Raw genomic sequence first — 18,250 nt, forward strand, 5'->3', positions numbered from 1 at the left:
CGTTACGTGACCGGGGTAGCGCCGGGCCATGCCCGGCGAGCGCAGCGGTCGGATCAACATCGCCGGGCAGGGCCCGGCGCTGCCGTCAGTTGTCCAGTTCCAGCACCATCCGCACCAGGCCTTCGGCCCCGTTCGGATGGGGGACCGGCTTGAAGCCCAGCGAGGCGGCCAGCTGCTTCATCGGCTCGTTCTCGGCGGCGACATCGCCATACAGGCGGTCCAGGTACTTGCCGCGGCCCCATTTCACCAGCTTGCGCATCAGCTGGCGGCCGAGGCCCTGGCCGATCAGGAAGCGGCTGATCAGGATCGCGTACTCGGCTTCCCGGGTACCGGGGATGATCGAGGCACGGGCCACCGCGCCGACCACGGCCTCACCGGCCGGCAGCGACTCGGCGGCGACCAGGGTGATCTCGGTCTTCGGGTTGGGATGGGTCAGGCGCTGGGTGGTTTCCGGTGACAGCTCGGTCACCGATTGCAGGAAACGGTCGCGGATTTCTTCCGGCCCGAACAGGCTGAAGGCGGCCTGCAGCGGCGCGCCATCTTCGGGGCGGATGGGGCGGATCAGCAGCTCGTGGCCGCTGGGAGCCTTGAAGATCTCATGCCAGGGCGGCATGCGGTTGCGAGTGGCCATACCGGGTGATTCCTTGGTGGTCCATCGATTGTGTCATCACCGGGGCTGCATTCCGTGAACGAAAGGCTCACGGTCGTACAGCCTCGTGAAGGCCCCTATTCGGCCGTCTTCAGCCAGTCCAGGCGGGTGCTGGCACCGGGCTCGCCCAGATGCTGGCGCAGGGCCGGCAGGGCCGGGCCGACCACGCGGTCGAACTGCCAGGGGGCATTGAGCACCAGCATGCCGCTGCCGTTGAGGCGCAGCGGGGAGTCGTCCGGGCGGACCAGGAACTCGATGGTCATCGCCGACTTCACCGGCAGTGCGGTGGCCTTGCGCAGGAAATGCAGGATGGTGCGGCGCTGCTTGATCGGGAACCAGACCGCACAGGTGGCCTGCGGCCAGCGCGCCAGGGTCTCGGCCAGCGCGGCAAGGATCGCCTGGTACTCGGCGTCCTGGGCTTCGTAGGGCGGGTCGATCAGGACCAGGCCGCGGCCGATCTTGGCACCGTTGGACTTGGGCGGCAGCAGCGAGCGCAGCAGCGCATAGCCGTCACCGGGGTGCACGCCGACGCGGCTGTCATGGGCGAACAGGGTCTTCAGCGAAGCGGCCTCATCCTCCTGCAGCTCGCACACCGCCATGCGGTCCTGCGGGCGCATGGCCTGCGCGCTGAGCAGCGGCGAGCCGGGGTAGGCGATCATCGCGCCGACCGGATTGTCGGCCTGCACCGCCTTGAGGTAGCGCTCGACCACCTCCGGCAGCTTGGGCTGGGCCATCAGCCGCATGACCCCGGATTCGACTTCCAGGGTCTTGCGGCTTTCTTCGCTGGCCAGCAGGTAACGGCCGGCACCGCCGTGGGTGTCGAGCACGAAGAACGGGCTGTCCTTGCGCTTGAAGCTGTCGATCAGGGCCAGCTGCACGATGTGCTTGAGGACATCGGCGTGGTTGCCGGCGTGGAAGGCGTGGCGATAGTTCATGGGCGGCAGTGTACGGGGCAAGGGCCGCAGCGGCTATGCTGCGCGCCATGACAGCCCCTGTTACCCATGTCCTGGTGGTCGAAGACGAAGCGGCCATCGCCGAAACCGTGCTCTATGCGCTGCGCAGCGAAGGCTACGCTGCCAGCCATTGCCTGCTGGGCGGGCAGGCGCTGCAGCAGCTGCAGGCCGGCGATATCGACCTGGTGGTGCTGGATGTCGGCCTGCCGGACCTCAGTGGTTTCGAGGTCTGCCGCCGGCTGCGGGCCCTGACGGGGCCGGTGGCGCAGGTGCCGGTGATCTTCCTGACCGCCCGCAACGACGAACTCGACCGCGTACTGGGCCTGGAGCTGGGGGCGGACGACTACATGGCCAAGCCGTTCTCGCCGCGCGAGCTGGTGGCGCGGGTGCGTGCCCGGCTGCGGCGTGCCACGCCCGCTGCGGTGGCCCCGTCCGTCGAGAGCGGCTGGCAGGAACACGGTGCCTTCGCCATCGATCGCGATGGCCGCCGCATCCGCTTCCAGGGCCATGCGCTGGACCTGACCCGCTACGAATATGCGTTGCTGGAGGCGCTGCTGCAGCGCCCCGGCGCGATCCTCAGCCGTGCCCAGTTGATGGACCGTGGCTGGGACAGCGCCGCCGACAGCGCCGACCGCACCGTCGACACCCACGTCAAGACACTGCGCGCCAAGCTGCGTGCGGCCGGCGCCAGCGGTGAACCGATCCGCACCCATCGCGGCCTCGGCTACGCCCTGGAGGTCTGACGCGTGCGTCTGGTCCTGAAACTGTTCCTGGGCTTCTTCCTGATCGTTGGCATCGCCGCGTTCTTCGTGATGCGTGTGTTCGTCAACGAAGTGAAGCCGGGTGTGCGCCAGGCGATGGAATCGACCCTGGTGGATGCGGCCAACGTGCTGGCGGAAATGGCCGCCGCCGACGTCAAGGCCGGCACCATCCGCAACGGCACCTTCACCCGCAACCTGGCCAAGGCCCGGCAGCGCGACCTGAAGGCGATGGTCTGGCGCTTCCCCAAGCGTGCGCTGGACTACCGGGTGACGATCACCGACGCCAAGGGCATCGTGATCTACGATTCGCTGGGCCGCGACGTGGGCCGCGACAATTCGCGCTGGAACGATGTCTATCGCACCCTGCGCGGCGAATACGGTGCGCGCTCCAGCCCGGAAACGCCGGGCGATGACAGCAACACGGTGATGCACGTGGCCGCGCCGGTGTATGACCCGGCCGATGGCAGCACACTGATCGGCGTGCTCAGCCTGGCCCAGCCCAACCGCAGCATCGATCCGTTCATCGCCGCCAGCCAGCGCGCCATCATCGAGCGCGGTGCGTGGCTGATCGGCCTGTCGGCGCTGGTGGGCGTGCTGGTGACGATGTGGCTGACCAACGGCCTGGGCCAGCTCAGCCGCTATGCGCGTGCGGTCAGCGCCGGTGAACCGGTGCCGCCGCCGAAGCGGCGCAGCGACGAGATCGGCGATCTTGGCCAGGCGCTGGAGACCATGCGGCGCAAGCTGGAAGGCAAGGCGTACGTCGAGCAGTACGTGCAATCGCTGACCCACGAGATGAAAAGCCCGTTGGCGGCGATCCGCGGTGCCGCCGAACTGCTGCAGGAGCCGATGGCCGACGCCGACCGTGCGCATTTCGCACGCAGCATCGTCGACCAGCAGGAACGGCTGACTGAAACCATCGACAAGCTGCTGGCGCTGGCCGAGGTCGAGCAGCACGGGTGGTTGCAGACCCGTGATCCGATCGCCTTGCCGGTGCTGCTGCAGGAAGCCGCGGCGGCGGCGCAGGTACGCGCGCAGGCCGCAGGTGTCCAGCTGCATATCGAGCAGGTGCCCGACCTGCGCGTGCAGGGCGATGGCTATCTGCTGCGGCAAGCGCTGCACAACTTGATCGACAACGCCATTGCGTTCTCGCCGCCCGGGGCACAGGTGCAACTGGATGCCCAACTGGACGGGCAGGGCGTACGCCTGCAGGTTGCCGACCGTGGCGCGGGCATTCCCGACTACGCACGCGAGCGCGTGTTCGAGCGCTTCTATTCGCTGGCCCGACCCGGCACCGGCCGCCGCAGTTCCGGCCTCGGCCTGCCCTTCGTGCAGGAAGTTGTGCGCCTGCATGACGGCCGCGCCAGCCTGCAGCCGCGCGAAGGCGGCGGCACCGTGGCCAGCCTGTGGCTGCCGCTGGCGATACCGGGCCAGCGTCTGCGGCGCTGACTTCACACCCACTTCAAATTCGCCACAAACCCTGCTCACCGCAGCCGTCCATCCTGCAGTCCTCTCCAACGAGGACGGACGATGAAATCCCTGAAGATGCTGCTGCGGTTCGCCATTGTCGGCGGCCTGATCCTGCTGCTGCTGATCCCGCTTTTCCTGATCCGCAGCGTCATCACCGAGCGCAGCGCCTATCGCGAAGAGGCCTACTCGCGGGTGGCCGAAAGCCGTGCCGGTACCCAGCGCGTGGTCGGGCCGGTGCGCGTGGTGCCGTGGTCCAAGCGCGAGCAGGTGGAAGTGGTCGATGCGCAGGGCAACAAGAAGACCGAGCTGCAGACCACCGAGGGTTACTGGTTGCAGCCGCCGGCCACCCTGCAGATCAGTGGCGAGCTGCTGCCCAGCCAGCGCTCGGTCGGCCTGTTCAAGGTGCCGGTGTACAGCTGGAATGGCCAGCTCAAGGCGACCTTCAGCGAGGACGACTACCCGGAGCACGATGGCATGACCTATGGCGAGGCCTACATCGCGCTGGGCGTGTCCGATGCGCGTGGCCTGGTTGGTACGCCGAACCTGCGGGTTGATGGACAGCAGGTCAAGCTGCTGCCGGGCGTGGCCGGCGCATCCGCACTGGGCCGTGGGCTGCATGCACCGATCGCCGGCATCGCCCGCACCGGAGGCACCCTGGCGGCCAGCAGCGTGGAACTGGAACTGCAGCTCGATGGCAGCCGCTCGCTGTCGGTGGTGCCGGTGGGCGATGACAACCAGATCGCGCTGCGGTCCAGCTGGCCGCACCCGTCGTTTGCCGGTGCGTTCCTGCCGAACGAGCGGCGTGTGGATGCACAGGGCTTCGATGCACGCTGGGCCGTGTCCTCGCTGGCATCGGACGCACAGCAGCGACTGCGCGAGGGCGATGACCTGGATGCGCAGGCGGTGCAGGTTTCGCTGGTCGACCCGGTCGATACCTATACCCAGGCCGACCGCGCGTCCAAGTACGGCGTGCTGTTCGTGGTGCTGACGTTCGTTGGTTTCATCCTGTTCGAACTGATCAAGTCGCTGCGCATCCATCCGCTGCAGTACCTGATGGTCGGCCTGGCGCTGGCGATCTTCTTCCTGCTGCTGATCAGCCTGTCCGAGCACATCGCCTTCTGGCAGGCCTACCTGGTTTCCGCGCTGGCCTGCATCAGCCTGCAGGCGGTGTACCTGGCCAATGTGCTGGGTCACTGGAAGCGGGGCCTGGGCTTCGCCGCGATGCTGACGGTGCTGTACGGCGCGCTGTATGGCCTGCTGGTCTCGGAAAACAATGCACTGCTGATGGGCTCGCTGCTGCTGTTCGTGATCCTCGCGCTGGCGATGTGGGTGACCCGTCGGGTTGACTGGTACGCCCTGGCCGAACAGAAGTAAGGAGCACGCCATGGGCTGGCGCCAAGGATTGCAGCAACGGGCACGACAGGGCATTCCCGCGCTGTTGGAGGTGGATGCACTGCTGCAGGCCCATGGGGTACTGGCGGCCTTGCCAGGGGCACGGATCGCGCCCGGCCTGGTCCGCTTCCAGCTGGCCGCCGTCACCTGCGAAGGATTGCAGCGGCGCGGGCTGGACTGGTTGCGGGAGGCGCGGCACGGACGCGGCGCGCTCGCCGGCAAGGTGCCCCGTTACCGGCCATGGAAGGCCGGGGCGGGGGCATTGTCGGAGATCGGCATCGATGGGCTGCCGGCAGACTGGCCGGAACATGCGACGGTGTTTGGTTGCAGCAGCATCGACCAGCGGCACTGGCTGCTGCTGTTGCCCGAACGCGCGCAGCTGTGGCTGGGGTGGAAGGGGTGACAGCGGAAGGCCCATCCACGCGTGGCGTGGTTCTACGGGGCCTCTGCTGGGTGCGAACCTTGGTCCGCACCGCTCTTCGGTGGGAAGGCGCCATCCACGCACGGCGTGGATCTACCAGATGCCCATGACCGATGGGACGGGGGCCGGGCGCCCCGGCTGGCTAGACTCGAGCGGATGATGATCGAGCCGAAGGGCAGGGGTGCGGCGTGTTGACGTGGAGCGGGCTGAAGTGGGGCGTGCTGGCAGTAGTGCTGGCGATGGGTGGCAATGCGGTGGCGCAGCAGCGCGAGCCGGTGGACCTGGACATGGTCGGCAAGATCCGCCAGCAGGCGTTCCACAAGTCGCAGGTGATGGATACCTTCAGCTACCTCACCGAACGCATCGGGCCGCGCCTGACCAATTCGCCGGCGATGGGGCGTGCCAACGCCTGGACCCGCGGCAAGTTCAGCGAATGGAAGCTGGACAATGTCCATGACGAAGCCTTCGACGAATTCGGCCGTGGCTGGGAATTCACCTCGGCCAGCGTGGAGATGCTGGGCGATCGCGTGCAGCCACTGCATGCGCTGCCCAAGGCGTGGACGCCGGGCACCAACGGCCCGGTCGAGGGCGACCTGCTGCAGGTGGACATCAAGAAGCCCGAGGACATCGAGAAATATCGCGGCAAGCTGCGTGGAAAGATCCTGCTGCTGGGCGAGGCACGCGAATACAAGCGCGGCACCGACGCCGATTCGCACCGGCACGACGCCACCTCGCTGGAAGGCCTGCAGCAATTCACCCTGCCCAAGGACAAGGACGTGGCCGCCGACCGCGCCAAGCGGGTCAAGGAATACCAGGAGAAGCAGGCGCTGGCGGCGAAGGTCAACGCATTCTTCGTTGAAGAAGGCGCGCTGGCCTCGATCAGCATCAGCAGCTGGGACAACGGCATCATCCGCGTGGCCGGTGGCGGCTCGCGCAAGGCCGGTGAAGCGGCCGGCATTCCCGAACTGGCGATGATCGCCGAGCACTTCAATCCGCTGGTACGCGCGCTGGAAGCCAAGCAAAGCGTGCGCCTGCGCGTGGATGTGGCCGCACGCTTCACCGACGAGGCCGACCAGCCCGGCTACAACACCCTGGCCGAGATCCGTGGCAGCAGCAGGCCGGACGAGGTGGTGATGATCGGCGCGCACCTGGATTCCTGGCACAGCGGCACCGGCGCGGCCGACAACGCCGCCGGCGTGGCGGTGATGATGGAGGCCATGCGCATCCTCAAGGCCGGCGGCGCCAAGCCCAAGCGCACCATCCGGGTTGCGCTGTGGAGTGGCGAGGAACAGGGACTGATCGGTTCGCAGGCGTACGTGGCCAAGCACTTCGGTCGATTCCCCGAGCCCACCGACCCGGCGCAGAAGGCGCTGCCGGCCTCGCTGCGTGAACCGACCGGTGCCCTGCAGAAGACCCGCGACTACGGCAAGTTCCAGGTCTACTTCAACATGGACAACGGCTCGGGCCGCTTCCGTGGCATCTACGCACAGGAAAACCTGGCGGCGATGCCGATCTTCGAAGCCTGGCTCGCCCCGTTCCATGACGTGGGTGCAACCACCGTGGCCACCCGCAACACCGGCAGCACCGACCACATCAGCTTCGACCGCATCGGCCTGCCGGGCTTCCAGTTCATCCAGGACAAGCTGGACTATTTCAGCAACGTCCACCACAGCCACCTGGACACCTGGGACCACGCCGAACCGGAAGACCTGAAGCAGGCCGCCGCCATCGTCGCCTCCTTCGCCTACCACGCTGCCATGCGCGAGCAGCCGTTCCCGCGCAAGCCCGAGCCCTGAAAAAGGGACGGAGGGGATCAAGTCGTGTTTCCCCTCCGCTGCATCGGCGTTCTCCCGGGAGCGCGGCAATAGTGACTTGCCCCCCTCCGTCCCCTTTTTCCGCAGGGGGCGGAGGGCTGGTAAAATCGGGGGATACCCGTTCCTCGAGCCCTCCATGACCTGCCGCACCCGCTTCGCCCCCAGTCCCACCGGCTACCTGCATATCGGTGGCGCCCGCACCGCGCTGTACTGCTGGCTGGAGGCCCGCCATCGTGGCGGCGAGTTCGTGCTGCGCATCGAGGACACCGACCGTGAACGCAGCACCCAGGGTGCGATCGATGCGATCCTGGAGGCGATGGAGTGGCTGGGCCTGGACTACGACGAAGGCCCGTTCTACCAGACCGAGCGCGTCGCCCGGTACAAGGAAGTGGCCGAGCAGCTGATCGCCGACGGCAAGGCGTACTACGCCTACGAAACCCGCGAAGAGCTGGACGCCATGCGCGAGGCCGCGATGGCCAGGCAGGAAAAGCCGCGTTACAACGGCGCTGCCCGCGAGCAGGGCCTGCCGTACAGGGACGACCCGAACCGCGTCATCCGCTTCAAGAACCCGCTTGAAGGCACGGTGGTGTTCGATGATCTGATCAAGGGCCGCATCGAGATCGCCAACAGCGAGCTGGATGACATGGTCATCTTCCGTCCGGACGGCTACCCCACCTACAACTTCGCGGTGGTGGTGGACGACTGGGACATGAAGATCTCCGAAGTCATCCGTGGCGACGACCACATCAACAACACCCCGCGCCAGATCAACCTGTACGAAGGCATCGGCGCACCGGTGCCGAAGTTCGGCCACATGCCGATGATCCTGGACGAGCAGGGCGCCAAGCTGTCCAAGCGCACCGGCGCGGCCGACGTGATGCAGTACAGGGACGCCGGCTACCTGCCTGATGCGCTGCTGAGCTACCTGGCCCGGCTGGGCTGGTCGCACGGCGACCAGGAACTGTTCAGCCGCCAGGAACTGATCGACCTGTTCGATGTGAAGGACTGCAATTCCAAGGCCTCGCGCCTGGACATGGCCAAGCTGGGCTGGGTCAACCAGCACTTCCTGAAGACCGAGGAGCCGGCCGCGATCGTGCCGCACCTGGTCTACCAGCTGCAGAAGCTGGGCCTGGATGTGGCCGCTGGCCCGGCGCCGGTGGACGTGGTGATCGCCCTGCGCGAGCGCGTGCAGACCCTGAAGGAAATGGCCGAGAAGGCCGTGGTCTGGTACCAGCCGCTGAACGAATACGATGAAGCGGCCGTGGCCAAGCACTTCAAGGCCGGTGCGGAACTGCCGCTGGGCAAGGCCCGCGAGCTGCTGGCAGCCCTGCCGGAGTGGACCGCCGAGGCCGTTGGCGTGGCCCTGCACGATGCAGCCGCCGCGCTGGAAATGGGCATGGGCAAGGTCGCCCAGCCGCTGCGCGTGGCCATCACCGGCACCCAGGTCAGCCCTGACATTTCCCATACCGTGTACCTGGCCGGCCGCGAGCAGGCCTTGAAACGCATCGATGTGGCCATCACCAAGGTAGCAACGGCCTGAGCCCTGCGGCCCACGCCCGAACTGGAGAACGCGCATGTCCGCCAAAACCGCCTGTACGGCCCCGCACCACCATGTCCACGACGCTTCGGATTTCGTGGCGGTGGTCGAGCGTGTCTCGCGCGAGCGCGGGCTGCGCCTTACCCCCATCCGCGCCAACGTGCTCAAGCTGATCGCCGAGGCCGGCAAGCCGGTCAAGGCCTACGAGCTGCTGGAGTGGGTGCGCAACGGCAAGGGTGTGGGCGCTGACGCCCCGCCCACCGTGTACCGCGCGCTCGACTTCCTCATGGCCAATGGCTTCGTGCACAAGCTGGAATCGGTCAATGCCTTCGTGGCCTGCCACCACCCCAGCAGTGCGGCCCATTCGGTGCCGTTCCTGATCTGCAACAGCTGCCACAGCGCGGTGGAACTGGAAGACCGCGAGATCGTGACCCAGCTGGAAAAGCGGGCCAAGGAGCTCGGCTTCCAACCGCAGGCACAGACATTGGAAGTACACGGACTCTGCGCCCGCTGCGCAGGCTGATGCGAGGGCAGTGCCGGCCGCTGGCCGGCTTCCTCGGGATTGGGGTCAGATCCCTTTGCCAGTGGCAAAGGGATCTGACCCCATTTCATAACAATGCAGCCGAGCATGGAGCATGGCTCGACTCCACCGGGCCGGCGCCCTAGTCCATCGGCTTGGTCGCGGTATCCACCCGCACGATCACCGACATGCCCGGCCGCAACCGCGCCGCCAGTTCCTGGTCCCCGTTGATCGAGATACGCACCGGCAGCCGCTGCACCACCTTGGTGAAATTGCCGCTGGCATTGTCCGGGCGCAGCACGCTGAACTCCGATCCGGTGGCCGGCGCGATCTGCTCCACCCGTCCGCGCAGCACCTGGCCCTGGAACGCATCCACCGAGAACGAGGCGGGCTGCCCGATCTTCATCTGCCAGGTCTGGCCTTCCTTGTAGTTGGCCACCACCCACAATGCATCGGGCACCAGGAACAGCAGCTGCGAACCGGCGGCTACGTACTGTCCCACGCGCACGCTCGCCTCGCTGATCTGCCCATCGCGCGGCGCATGGATCACCGTATTGGCCAGGTCGATGCGGGCCAGCTCAAGCTGTGCCTGCGCACTTTCCACCTGCGCTTCCAGGCTCTTGCGCGAGACCTGGGTCGAGACCAGGGTTTCTTCGGCGATGCGGATCTGCGCCTGCGACTGCTGCACGCTGGCCTGCGCCGAGGCCTGGCTGGTGCGGAACTTGTCGCGGTCGTTGATGGACACCAGCTGCTGCGCCGCCAGTTCCTCGTAACGCTTGGCCTCGTTGCGCGAGCGCTGCAGTTCGGCCTGGCCGGCCGACAGCGTGGCCCGCGCCGCAGCGATCTGCGCGCGGTTCTGCGCCTGCGACTGGTCCGAATTGGCCAGGGCCGCGCGCGCGCTGTCCAACGTGGCCTGCGCCTGCGCCACCCGCTGCGCGTAGATGCGGTCGTCGATGCGCAGCAGCGGCTCGCCCTGCTTCACGTGCTGGAAGTCCTTCACCAGCACGTCGGTCACATAGCCGTTCACCTGCGGCGCCATCACCGTGATCTGACCGCGCACGTAGGCGTTGTCGGTCACCATCACGGTGCTGGTGAACGGCCACAGGTGCCAGGCGCGCAGGATCAGCGCGATGCCCAGCAGGGCCACCACCACCATCACCACCACGCTGCGCGAACTCGGCTTGAGGTACTTCGGCGCGGCGGCGGGCGCGGCAGGCGTCGCCGCCGGTGCCGCATCGGTGGGCGGCGGCGGGGTGACGTTCTCGGCAGCGTCGGTGTCGTCTGGACGGGGCGGGACGGGAGGCATGACGGTGGACTCAGCGCGGTGCCGCGGTCGCAGCCGCAGCGGGGGAGGAAGGATGGCGCTTGCGCCATTGTTTGCGTACGGCGGTACGCAGCGACAGCAGCAGCAACCAGCACAGGAAACCGATTGCCAGCCAACCGCTCAGGGTGAACACATCGTTGAAGCCTCGCACGTTGGCTTCGCGGCGGGTGGTCTGCGCCAGCTGCGCGCTGCCCTGGGCACTGCGCAGCACCGGGTCGGTGATCTGCGCTGCGTACAGCTGTTGCTGGATGCGCAGGCGCTGTGCCACCACCGGGTAGGCTGGATCGAGCTGGCTGGTCAGCGCGCTGGAATACAGCTGCTCGCGATGCAGCTGGAATGTTCCCAGCACGGCTGAGCCGGCCAGTCCGCCCAGCGTCTGCGTGATCGACAATGTCACCAGGAAGGTGATCATGTGGTCCACGCCCTGTTTCAACGCGGCGGAAATGCCAAGCATGATCAGCGGGCCCATGAACATGCCGGCGCCAACCGACGCCAGGAACTGGCTGATGTAGAAGTCGTGCGGGCGATCCAGGCTGGTGCGGTGCTGGTCGAAGAACGCGGCGGCACCCAGCAGCAGGATCGCCATCAACAGCTGCGCAATCAGGCGCTTCGGGCCGAAGGTCAGTGACGCACCGGCGATGCCGGTGACCACGCCGGCCAGGATCACCACGAACAGCGGCCGCATCTGGTCCGGTCCCATGCCCAGCGTGCGCATCAGGTTGACCACGCCGTAGGACTGTTCAGTGGTCAGGAAGCGGATCAGGAAGGCGCCGACGATGAAGTGCATCACCGGCAGGGTCGACAGCCAACGGATCTGCAGCAGCGGGTTGCGCCGGTAGTGTTCGATGATCAGTGCGGTGGTGGTCAGCACGATGGAGGCGATCAGCGCCCAGCCCAGCCACGGCGTGTTCAACCACCAGCGCGTGTAGCCCTGGGCCAGCACCACCACCAGCAGGGCGACGGCAGGCGCGAGCAGGGCGAAGGTGAGGAAATCCAGCGGTTCGAAGGCCTTGACCTGGATTCCCGGCGGCAGCTTCAGCACGACCACGGCGGCAAACGCGCACAGCGCCAGCCCCGCTTCGAACGAATACAGCTGGTGCCATTGGCCGGTATCGACCAGGCCGGGTGAGACGATCCAGGCAATCGGCACCGCCAGCTGCGACAGGCCGACGCCGATCACCAGCAGGTTGCCGGTGAATCGCCGCGGCAGCGCCTGCAGCATGTACAGCGTCCCCAGCGTCGAACAGGCCGCGCCGGCGAAACCGCTGGCGGCGCGGGTCAGCATGGTGGTCTCGAAACTGCCGACGAACAGGTGCAGCACCGCCAGCGCCGCGTACAGCCCCAGGCCGATCTCGGCAAACAGGCGGATGCCGTATTGCTGGCGGAACTTGAAGGCCAGCAGGTTGGCGGTCACGTTGACCATGGCGTAGGCAGCCACCAGCCAGCTGCCCTGGGTGGGAGTGAGTGCCAGTTGCCCCTGCAGGAAGGGCAGGTTGGCCGTTACCAGCGCGTTGCCAAGGCCGCCGGTGATGGCCACCAGCAGCGACACCAGTGCATAGGCTGCACGCCGATAAGGCGGGTGCCAGGGCATCGATGCCGAACCGGGCATGGTCGGCTTCTCGTGCTCCTCCCAATCCGGAACCGGCTTGAGGTACGGCTGCACCATCAGCGTTCCCCGCTGGCTGCTCCCTGGAGTCCCCCGCGCAGCAGCTGCAGGGCACGCCCGGCCAGCTGGGCGCGCTCATCGCGGGTCTTGCCGCGCAGGGCCGCCCCCAGCATGCCCGAGATCAGTGAAATATCCGTCTTCTCCAGGTCGGGCCGGCACAGGCCAGCAGCCTTGGCGCGGGCGATGGGGGCTTCCAGCAGGTCGCGCACGGTCTCGCGTGCGGTGCGCATGGCCGGCACGTCCGAATCGACCGCGCGCCAGTAATCGGCCAGTGCCGGCGAATCGACGATGCGCTGGGCCATGCCTTCAAACACCTCGAACAGGGCGTCGTCGCGGTCGCCAAGCTGCTCGACCTGGCGGCGGATGCGGTCGACCGTGCGCTGCAGCAGCGCCTGGATCAGCGCGGTGCGGTCAGGGAAATTCCGATACAGGGTGGCGCGGCCGACTTCGGCACGCTCGACCACCAGGTCCAGCGGCGCGGTGACGCCGTGTTGGCCGAACACATGGTCGGCAGCATCGAGGATGAGGGCTCGGCGGGCAGCGGCATCGGCACGTTGGGTGGTCATGGCTTCATTTTCGGACACAAATGTCCGGATGGCGAGAGACAGATGGCGACGGGATTGTCCGCTTGTTGTCGTACGCACATCTTTGTGACGGATGCGTGAGGGTCGATCGAGGTCATCAAAAAAGACGGGGGGCCAACCTGGCCCCCCGGGAGAGAACGACAGCATGCCGCCGTCAAAGTCAGTAGATCCACACCACGCGCGGATGCACTTCAGTAGATCCACGCGATGCGTGGATGCACGTCAGTAGATCCACGCCATGCGTGGATGCACTTCAGTAGATCCACGCCATGCGTGGATGCCTCATCAGAAGAACGCGCGGATCCCGAAGGCGACGCCACGACCCGGCAGCGGCGAGTAATCCTTCAGCAGCGAGGTATGCGGACGCACTTCGCGGTTGGTCAGGTTGCTGCCATCCAGGAACAACTCGTAGCTGTTGCTGTCGCTGCGGTCCCAGCGGTAGGCCAGGTGCGCATCGACCAGGGTGTAGCCGTTGCTCGGCTCCTCGTTCTGCGCAACGTCCTTCTGCCGGCTGTAACGCACCGCGCCCACCGAGGCACGCCAGCCATCCTTCGCCCAGCGCAGGTCGGCGCCGACACGGGCCGGGGCGATGCGCGGCAGGTAACCGGTGTTGGCCAGTTCCACGCTGTAGTTGTGGTTGTGGTCACCGTGCGGCACGGCGATGTCCAGGGTACGGCTGCCGTTGCCGTCCAGCTTGGCCTGCACGTAGTCGCCGAACACGCGCAGGTCCCAATCGCCGGCGCCGCCTTCGAACAGATGCACCAGCGCTTCGGCTTCGGCGCCCTTGAACACCGCGTCCTGCTGGGTCCAGGTGCGCACCGGCAGGCTCTCGGTGATGCCGGTGTCGGCCAGGTAGATGAAGTCCTTGAACCTGGTCTGGTAGATCGCGGCAGAGAAGTCCAGGCGCTCGCTGTGGGTGTGGATGCCCAGTTCAATGCGTTGGCCGCGCTCGGTCTTCAGGTTGGCATCACCGATTTCCAGCGAACGGGTGGCGATGTGCGCACCGGCGGCGTACAGCTCCTCATTGGTCGGTGCACGCTCGGAGCTGTCCACGCCGATGCGCAGGTCGACCGCATCGTTGAGCTTCCAGATACCGGCGGCCGACAGGTTGGTGGCGTCGAACTTGCGGCGGCGGTAGTCGCCGGTCGGGTCCAGCTTGACCTGGTCGTGGCGACCGCCCAGTTCCAGCTTGAACGGGCCGAACTGCTTTTCCTGCAGAACGAACAGGCCGATGTTCTTGGTTCCGGTATCGGGCACGAACGCTTCTTCGCCCTTTGCGCCGAAATCGCTGTTGCCGAACTGCAGGCCGAAGGCGCCGTCCCAGCCGCCGATCTGCTGCTGCACCGCTTCCAGGCGGCCTTCGATGCCGCGGTTGGTGAAGCGGGTGGACGGCGTGCCGGCTTCCAGCTCCACGTGTTCGTAGTCGGTGTAGGCCACGCGCGCGTTGACGTTCTTCAGGAACGATACCGGGTTGTAGATGCCGGCCTTGGTCTCGAAACGGTTCTGCACCATGTCGATGCGCACGTCGTGCTCTTCACCTTCCTCCTCCTCGCCATGGTCGTGGTCGTGACCATGGTCGTGGCCATCGCCGTCGGCATGCACGTGGGCGCCGTTGGGGATGCCGTAGTTGGTGCGGTAGGTGCTGGCCGAGGCGCCGAAGTAGCCGCCTTCGCCCAGCCAGGTGGCGCCGACGCCACCGGCGCGGGTGCGGATGGAACTGTTGTCCAGGCGGCCGCGACGCGGCTCTTCGCCTTCCTCGCCCGCGTGGTCGTGGTCATCGTGGTGGTCTTCCAGGCCCTCGATCACCGCGTAGCCGGGAATGCGGAAATCATCGCCATTGCGCACCAGGCCATCCACGTGCAGCACGACATTGCCGCTCACGCCGTCCAGGCGGAACATGCCGCTGCGTTCGTCGTTGACCGAATTGCCACGCAGCTCGGCACGGCCGCTGAGCGGGCGATCCGGCAGTTCGCGCGCAATGCGCCCATCGACCACGTTCACCGCACCGCCGATCGCGCCGCTGCCGAACAGCAGGGTAGCCGGGCCTTTCAGTACTTCGATCTGGTCGGCCAGGAACGGCTCGATGCTGGTGGCATGGTCGGCGCTGACGGTGGAGGCGTCCATGTTGCCCATGCCGTTGGACAGCACGGCCACGCGCGGACCTTCCTGGCCACGGATGATCGGGCGGCCGACGCCGGGGCCGAAGAAGGTGCTCTGCACGCCGGGCAGCTTGGCGACGGTGTCACCGAGGGTGCCGGCCTTCTGCTCATCGAGGCGCTCACCGGCCAGCACTTCAACCGGCCGCGCCAGCGATTCGGCATCACCCTGCAGCGGCGATGCCGTGACCTGCACCGAGGACAGCTCGGTCAGGTGGCGGTCACGATGCGAATCATCGTCGGAGGCCGCAAAGGCGACGGAGGGCAGCAGCGCAGCAAGCGCCAGGGCCAGGGAATGCGGCTTGAGGCGAGGGTGACGGGAGGGCATGGGCGGTCCTTTGTTACATTGTATCAATCGGGTGGCGCACGAATCCCGTCGGCGGGACAGGGGGAGGGGAACCGTGCGGGTCGGGAAACGATGTTATATTATTCCATAACGATTCGCCGCCCTGCTGGAAGTCATGCCTTTGCCCTCACGCCTGCGCCACCTGCTCGATCGCTTCGGCGCCACCGGTTCGATGCTGTGCGCGGTGCACTGCGCGGTCATTCCGCTGCTGCTGGCCGCTGCCCCCTCGCTTGGCCTGTCCTTCTGGCTCAGCGATGGCGTGGAGAAGGCGCTGGTGGTGTTCGTGACCCTGCTGGGCTTGTTCAGCCTGGTCTGGGGCTATCGGCGGCACGGTGCGCTGCGTGCGCTGGCGTTCCTGATTCCCGGCCTGGTCGCGTTGTGGGCCGGCGTGCTGTACGACCCGCTGCACCACAACGCGGTGCCGCATGCGGTAGTGATGACCCTGGGCGGCCTGCTGGTCGGCATCGCGCACCTGGTCAACCTGCGCCTGAACCACGGCCACGTGCATGACGCCAGCTGCGCGCACTAGGCGCTCCGTGGTAGGCTTTCCGATCGTGCGCGGGGGCGCCCAGCAAGGCGGCCCCGCCGAACCCGTGTCAGTACGGGGTAACCAGATTTCACATTTGAGGAGTTGAAGACATGGGTAAGGGTGACCGCAAGACCGCCAAGGGCAAGCGCTACAACGCCAGCTACGGCAACGCCCGTTCGCACACCGCGAGCAAGGTCGCCGTAGGCGCCGCCGCCCCGGTTGCCAAGAAGACCGTGGCCAAGGCTCCGGCGAAGAAGGCTGTGGCCAAGAAGGCAGTGGCCAAGGCCGGCTGATCCGCCGACCGACCGCTCCAAAAAAAAACGCGGCGCTCGGCGCCGCGTTTTTTTTGGCCGTGGCCAGGGCATGGCGCCGCGATCAGCGCAGGGTTTTCTGCAGCGTCTGCGCGTTGCCATCGTTGGCCGCTTCCGGCACCTGCAGCAGGTGCACCAGCAGCGGGTAGACGTCGACATTGTCGAAACCGTCGATCACCAGGCCTTGCCGGAATGAAGGGCCACGGGCGACGAACACCGCGCGCATCGACGGCAACGCGTTGTCGTAGCCATGTGAGCCGCGATCGGCGTGCTCGCGCTTGGCGATCTTCTCGCGCGTCAGCGCGTCCCAGCCTTCATCCATCTGGCAGACGATGGCCGGCACGCGCGGATGGGTGCCGTAATGCCAGCGGGCCGGCAGATTCTCCTTCTTCCAGCATTCGTAGTGTGCGTGGCGACCGAGCAGGGCACGCTCGGCCTCTGCTTCGCGTCCCACCTCCGGCGTGAAGCCGACCGACTGGCCTGCGCTGACGTTGCGCGCGATGGCAGGGTCAACCATTGATTCGAGGGCGATCACCTGGCCCTCCGGCACCGACGCCATGCCGTGATCGGAGACCACGATCACGTTGGTGCTGTCGGCCAGGCCGTGCTGCTGCAGGCCATCGAGCACCTGGCCGATGACCTGGTCGGCATGCACGATGGCCTCGGTGTACTGCCTGGATTCGGGGCCAAAGTTGTGGCCGGCCTTGTCCACGTGCTCCATGTACAGCGTGGTCAGGCGCGGCGCATCGGCATCGGTCTGCGACAGCCAGTCGAGCACTGTCTGCGCACGCTGTTCCAGCGGTTCCTTGGCGTCGTAAATGCGCCATTGGCTGGGCCGTGTGCCTTGGATCTCGGCTTCGCTGCCCGGCCATGAGGTGGTGGCGGTGCGCACACCGACCTTCTCGGCACCGACCCAGATCGGTTCGCCGCCCCACCATCCGCTGGTGGTCACCGCAGCGCGGTCGTGCAGCGCGAAGCGACCGAGCGCAGCATCGTCCATGCTGTTGTTGATGATGCCGTGGTGGTCCGGACGCAGGCCGGTGACCAGTGTGTAGTGGTTGGGGAAGGTGAGCGAGGGATAGGAGGGCGTCATCCAGCGCGCACGCACGCCCCCATCGATGATCCGCTGAAGGTTCGGGGTGAGGCCGCGATCCAACGCATCGGCGCGCAGGCCGTCGATGGAGATCAACAGCAGCTTCGGCGGGCTGGCGGGCGGCGTATTCGCCTCCGCAGCAGGTGCAGCGATGGTTGTCGAAGGCGAAGGCGTGGTGGTGCATGCGGCCAGGGGCAGCAGCAGCGCCAGCGTGCAGGTCAGGCGTACGGAAGTCATCCGCCCATGATAATCCGCAGCAATGACGTACCCAAGACACGCCATCGCGCCTGTGGCGCGCTGGCGTGTCCACGCATTTCACCTTCCCCGCCCCCTTGAACAACAAGGGGGCTCTTCTCCAGACAGATTACGGATGCTTCCATCCACGCATGGCGTGGATCTACCGGAACGAATCAAGCCGTCACCGGGAACCTGTCGAAGGCGGGGCGGTGTCGGATTGCGGGGTGTCCGCGGCATGGATGCCGCGGCCAAGCCTTATCTGATTGGAATCTGGCACCGTAGGTGTCGAGAGCCGGCGTGGGCCGCCGTGTAAGCCTGGATCTCGACGATCGCCATGTAGTTTGGCGCCCACGCCGGAATCTCCCTTGATCCGCCCGAACAGTTGCTGGAGCTGACACTCGCAGTGATAAGACTGGGCAAGCGGGGGAGCTCTCGACCCTTCCAGACTATACGGAGTCCGGTGATGAACGGGATCGGGATTGATGTCAGC

16 protein-coding genes are annotated in these 18,250 nt (G+C 66.8%); 9 read left to right on the forward strand and 7 right to left on the reverse strand.

Translation table 11 applies throughout. The annotated features are described in order from the left end of the window. Window positions 1-85: 85 nt before the first annotated feature. Together AC1DCU_RS11465 and AC1DCU_RS11470 are read right to left on the reverse strand one after the other, a co-directional pair. Window positions 86-631, reverse strand: a complete 546-nt coding sequence (locus AC1DCU_RS11465; RefSeq protein ID WP_025879325.1) for a GNAT family N-acetyltransferase — start codon at window positions 629-631, stop codon at window positions 86-88. Window positions 632-726: 95 nt separating this feature from the next. Then, window positions 727-1,584: a 23S rRNA (adenine(2030)-N(6))-methyltransferase RlmJ gene (locus AC1DCU_RS11470; protein ID WP_025879326.1), complete on the reverse strand. Its 858-nt coding sequence runs from the start codon at window positions 1,582-1,584 to the stop codon at window positions 727-729. Window positions 1,585-1,619: 35 nt separating this feature from the next. On the opposite strand from AC1DCU_RS11470, the gene creB reads away from it, so the two are divergent. The 7 genes from creB to AC1DCU_RS11505 all read left to right on the forward strand — a co-directional run bounded on the left by creB (window position 1,620) and on the right by AC1DCU_RS11505 (window position 9,517). Continuing rightward, window positions 1,620-2,345, forward strand: coding sequence for a two-component system response regulator CreB (creB, locus tag AC1DCU_RS11475; RefSeq protein ID WP_081794553.1), 726 nt, complete (start codon window positions 1,620-1,622; stop codon window positions 2,343-2,345). 3 nt (window positions 2,346-2,348) lie between these two features. Beyond that, a complete protein-coding gene (creC, locus tag AC1DCU_RS11480) occupies window positions 2,349-3,809 on the forward strand; it encodes a two-component system sensor histidine kinase CreC (protein ID WP_025879328.1) in 1,461 nt (486 codons plus the stop codon). 81 nt (window positions 3,810-3,890) lie between these two features. Next, window positions 3,891-5,204, forward strand: a complete 1,314-nt coding sequence (gene creD, locus AC1DCU_RS11485) for a cell envelope integrity protein CreD (protein ID WP_032976046.1) — start codon at window positions 3,891-3,893, stop codon at window positions 5,202-5,204. A gap of 10 nt (window positions 5,205-5,214) precedes the next feature. Beyond that, window positions 5,215-5,625 carry a hypothetical protein gene (locus AC1DCU_RS11490; protein WP_032976047.1) on the forward strand — a complete coding sequence of 137 codons (411 nt, stop codon included), beginning with the start codon at window positions 5,215-5,217 and terminating at the stop codon, window positions 5,623-5,625. 257 nt (window positions 5,626-5,882) lie between these two features. Beyond that, window positions 5,883-7,439, forward strand: coding sequence for a M28 family metallopeptidase (locus AC1DCU_RS11495; protein WP_051584977.1), 1,557 nt, complete (start codon window positions 5,883-5,885; stop codon window positions 7,437-7,439). Between the two features lie 154 nt (window positions 7,440-7,593). Continuing rightward, window positions 7,594-8,997 carry a glutamate--tRNA ligase gene (gltX, locus tag AC1DCU_RS11500; RefSeq protein WP_442251708.1) on the forward strand — a complete coding sequence of 468 codons (1,404 nt, stop codon included), beginning with the start codon at window positions 7,594-7,596 and terminating at the stop codon, window positions 8,995-8,997. Window positions 8,998-9,031: 34 nt separating this feature from the next. Next, entirely contained in the window at window positions 9,032-9,517 is a 486-nt protein-coding gene (locus tag AC1DCU_RS11505; RefSeq protein ID WP_025879333.1) for a Fur family transcriptional regulator, read from the forward strand. Window positions 9,518-9,656: 139 nt separating this feature from the next. Here AC1DCU_RS11505 and AC1DCU_RS11510 read toward each other — a convergent pair whose 3' ends face one another. The 4 genes from AC1DCU_RS11510 to AC1DCU_RS11525 all read right to left on the reverse strand — a co-directional run bounded on the left by AC1DCU_RS11510 (window position 9,657) and on the right by AC1DCU_RS11525 (window position 15,572). After that, on the reverse strand, window positions 9,657-10,820 hold the full coding sequence (locus AC1DCU_RS11510) for an HlyD family secretion protein (protein WP_032976052.1): 1,164 nt from the start codon (window positions 10,818-10,820) through the stop codon (window positions 9,657-9,659). A gap of 10 nt (window positions 10,821-10,830) precedes the next feature. After that, window positions 10,831-12,504, reverse strand: a complete 1,674-nt coding sequence (locus tag AC1DCU_RS11515) for an MFS transporter (RefSeq protein ID WP_032976053.1) — start codon at window positions 12,502-12,504, stop codon at window positions 10,831-10,833. Further along, a complete protein-coding gene (locus tag AC1DCU_RS11520) occupies window positions 12,504-13,070 on the reverse strand; it encodes a TetR/AcrR family transcriptional regulator (RefSeq protein WP_025879336.1) in 567 nt (188 codons plus the stop codon). Before AC1DCU_RS11520 ends, AC1DCU_RS11515 begins: the two co-directional genes overlap by 1 nt. Before the next feature lie 303 nt (window positions 13,071-13,373). Then, window positions 13,374-15,572, reverse strand: a complete 2,199-nt coding sequence (locus tag AC1DCU_RS11525; RefSeq protein WP_032976054.1) for a TonB-dependent receptor — start codon at window positions 15,570-15,572, stop codon at window positions 13,374-13,376. Window positions 15,573-15,705: 133 nt separating this feature from the next. On the opposite strand from AC1DCU_RS11525, the gene AC1DCU_RS11530 reads away from it, so the two are divergent. Both AC1DCU_RS11530 and AC1DCU_RS11535 read left to right on the forward strand, forming a co-directional pair. Further along, window positions 15,706-16,119: a MerC domain-containing protein gene (locus tag AC1DCU_RS11530; protein ID WP_025879338.1), complete on the forward strand. Its 414-nt coding sequence runs from the start codon at window positions 15,706-15,708 to the stop codon at window positions 16,117-16,119. Between the two features lie 110 nt (window positions 16,120-16,229). After that, window positions 16,230-16,412 (forward strand): 30S ribosomal protein THX, encoded by a 183-nt coding sequence (locus tag AC1DCU_RS11535; RefSeq protein WP_025879339.1) that lies wholly within the window; start codon window positions 16,230-16,232, stop codon window positions 16,410-16,412. A gap of 82 nt (window positions 16,413-16,494) precedes the next feature. Here the strand turns inward: AC1DCU_RS11535 and AC1DCU_RS11540 are convergent, their stop codons facing one another. Beyond that, a complete protein-coding gene (locus AC1DCU_RS11540) occupies window positions 16,495-17,760 on the reverse strand; it encodes an alkaline phosphatase family protein (RefSeq protein WP_032976055.1) in 1,266 nt (421 codons plus the stop codon). Between the last annotated feature and the right edge of the window lie 490 nt (window positions 17,761-18,250).

The sequence above is a fragment of the Stenotrophomonas sp. 10L48 genome, from assembly GCF_056395105.1.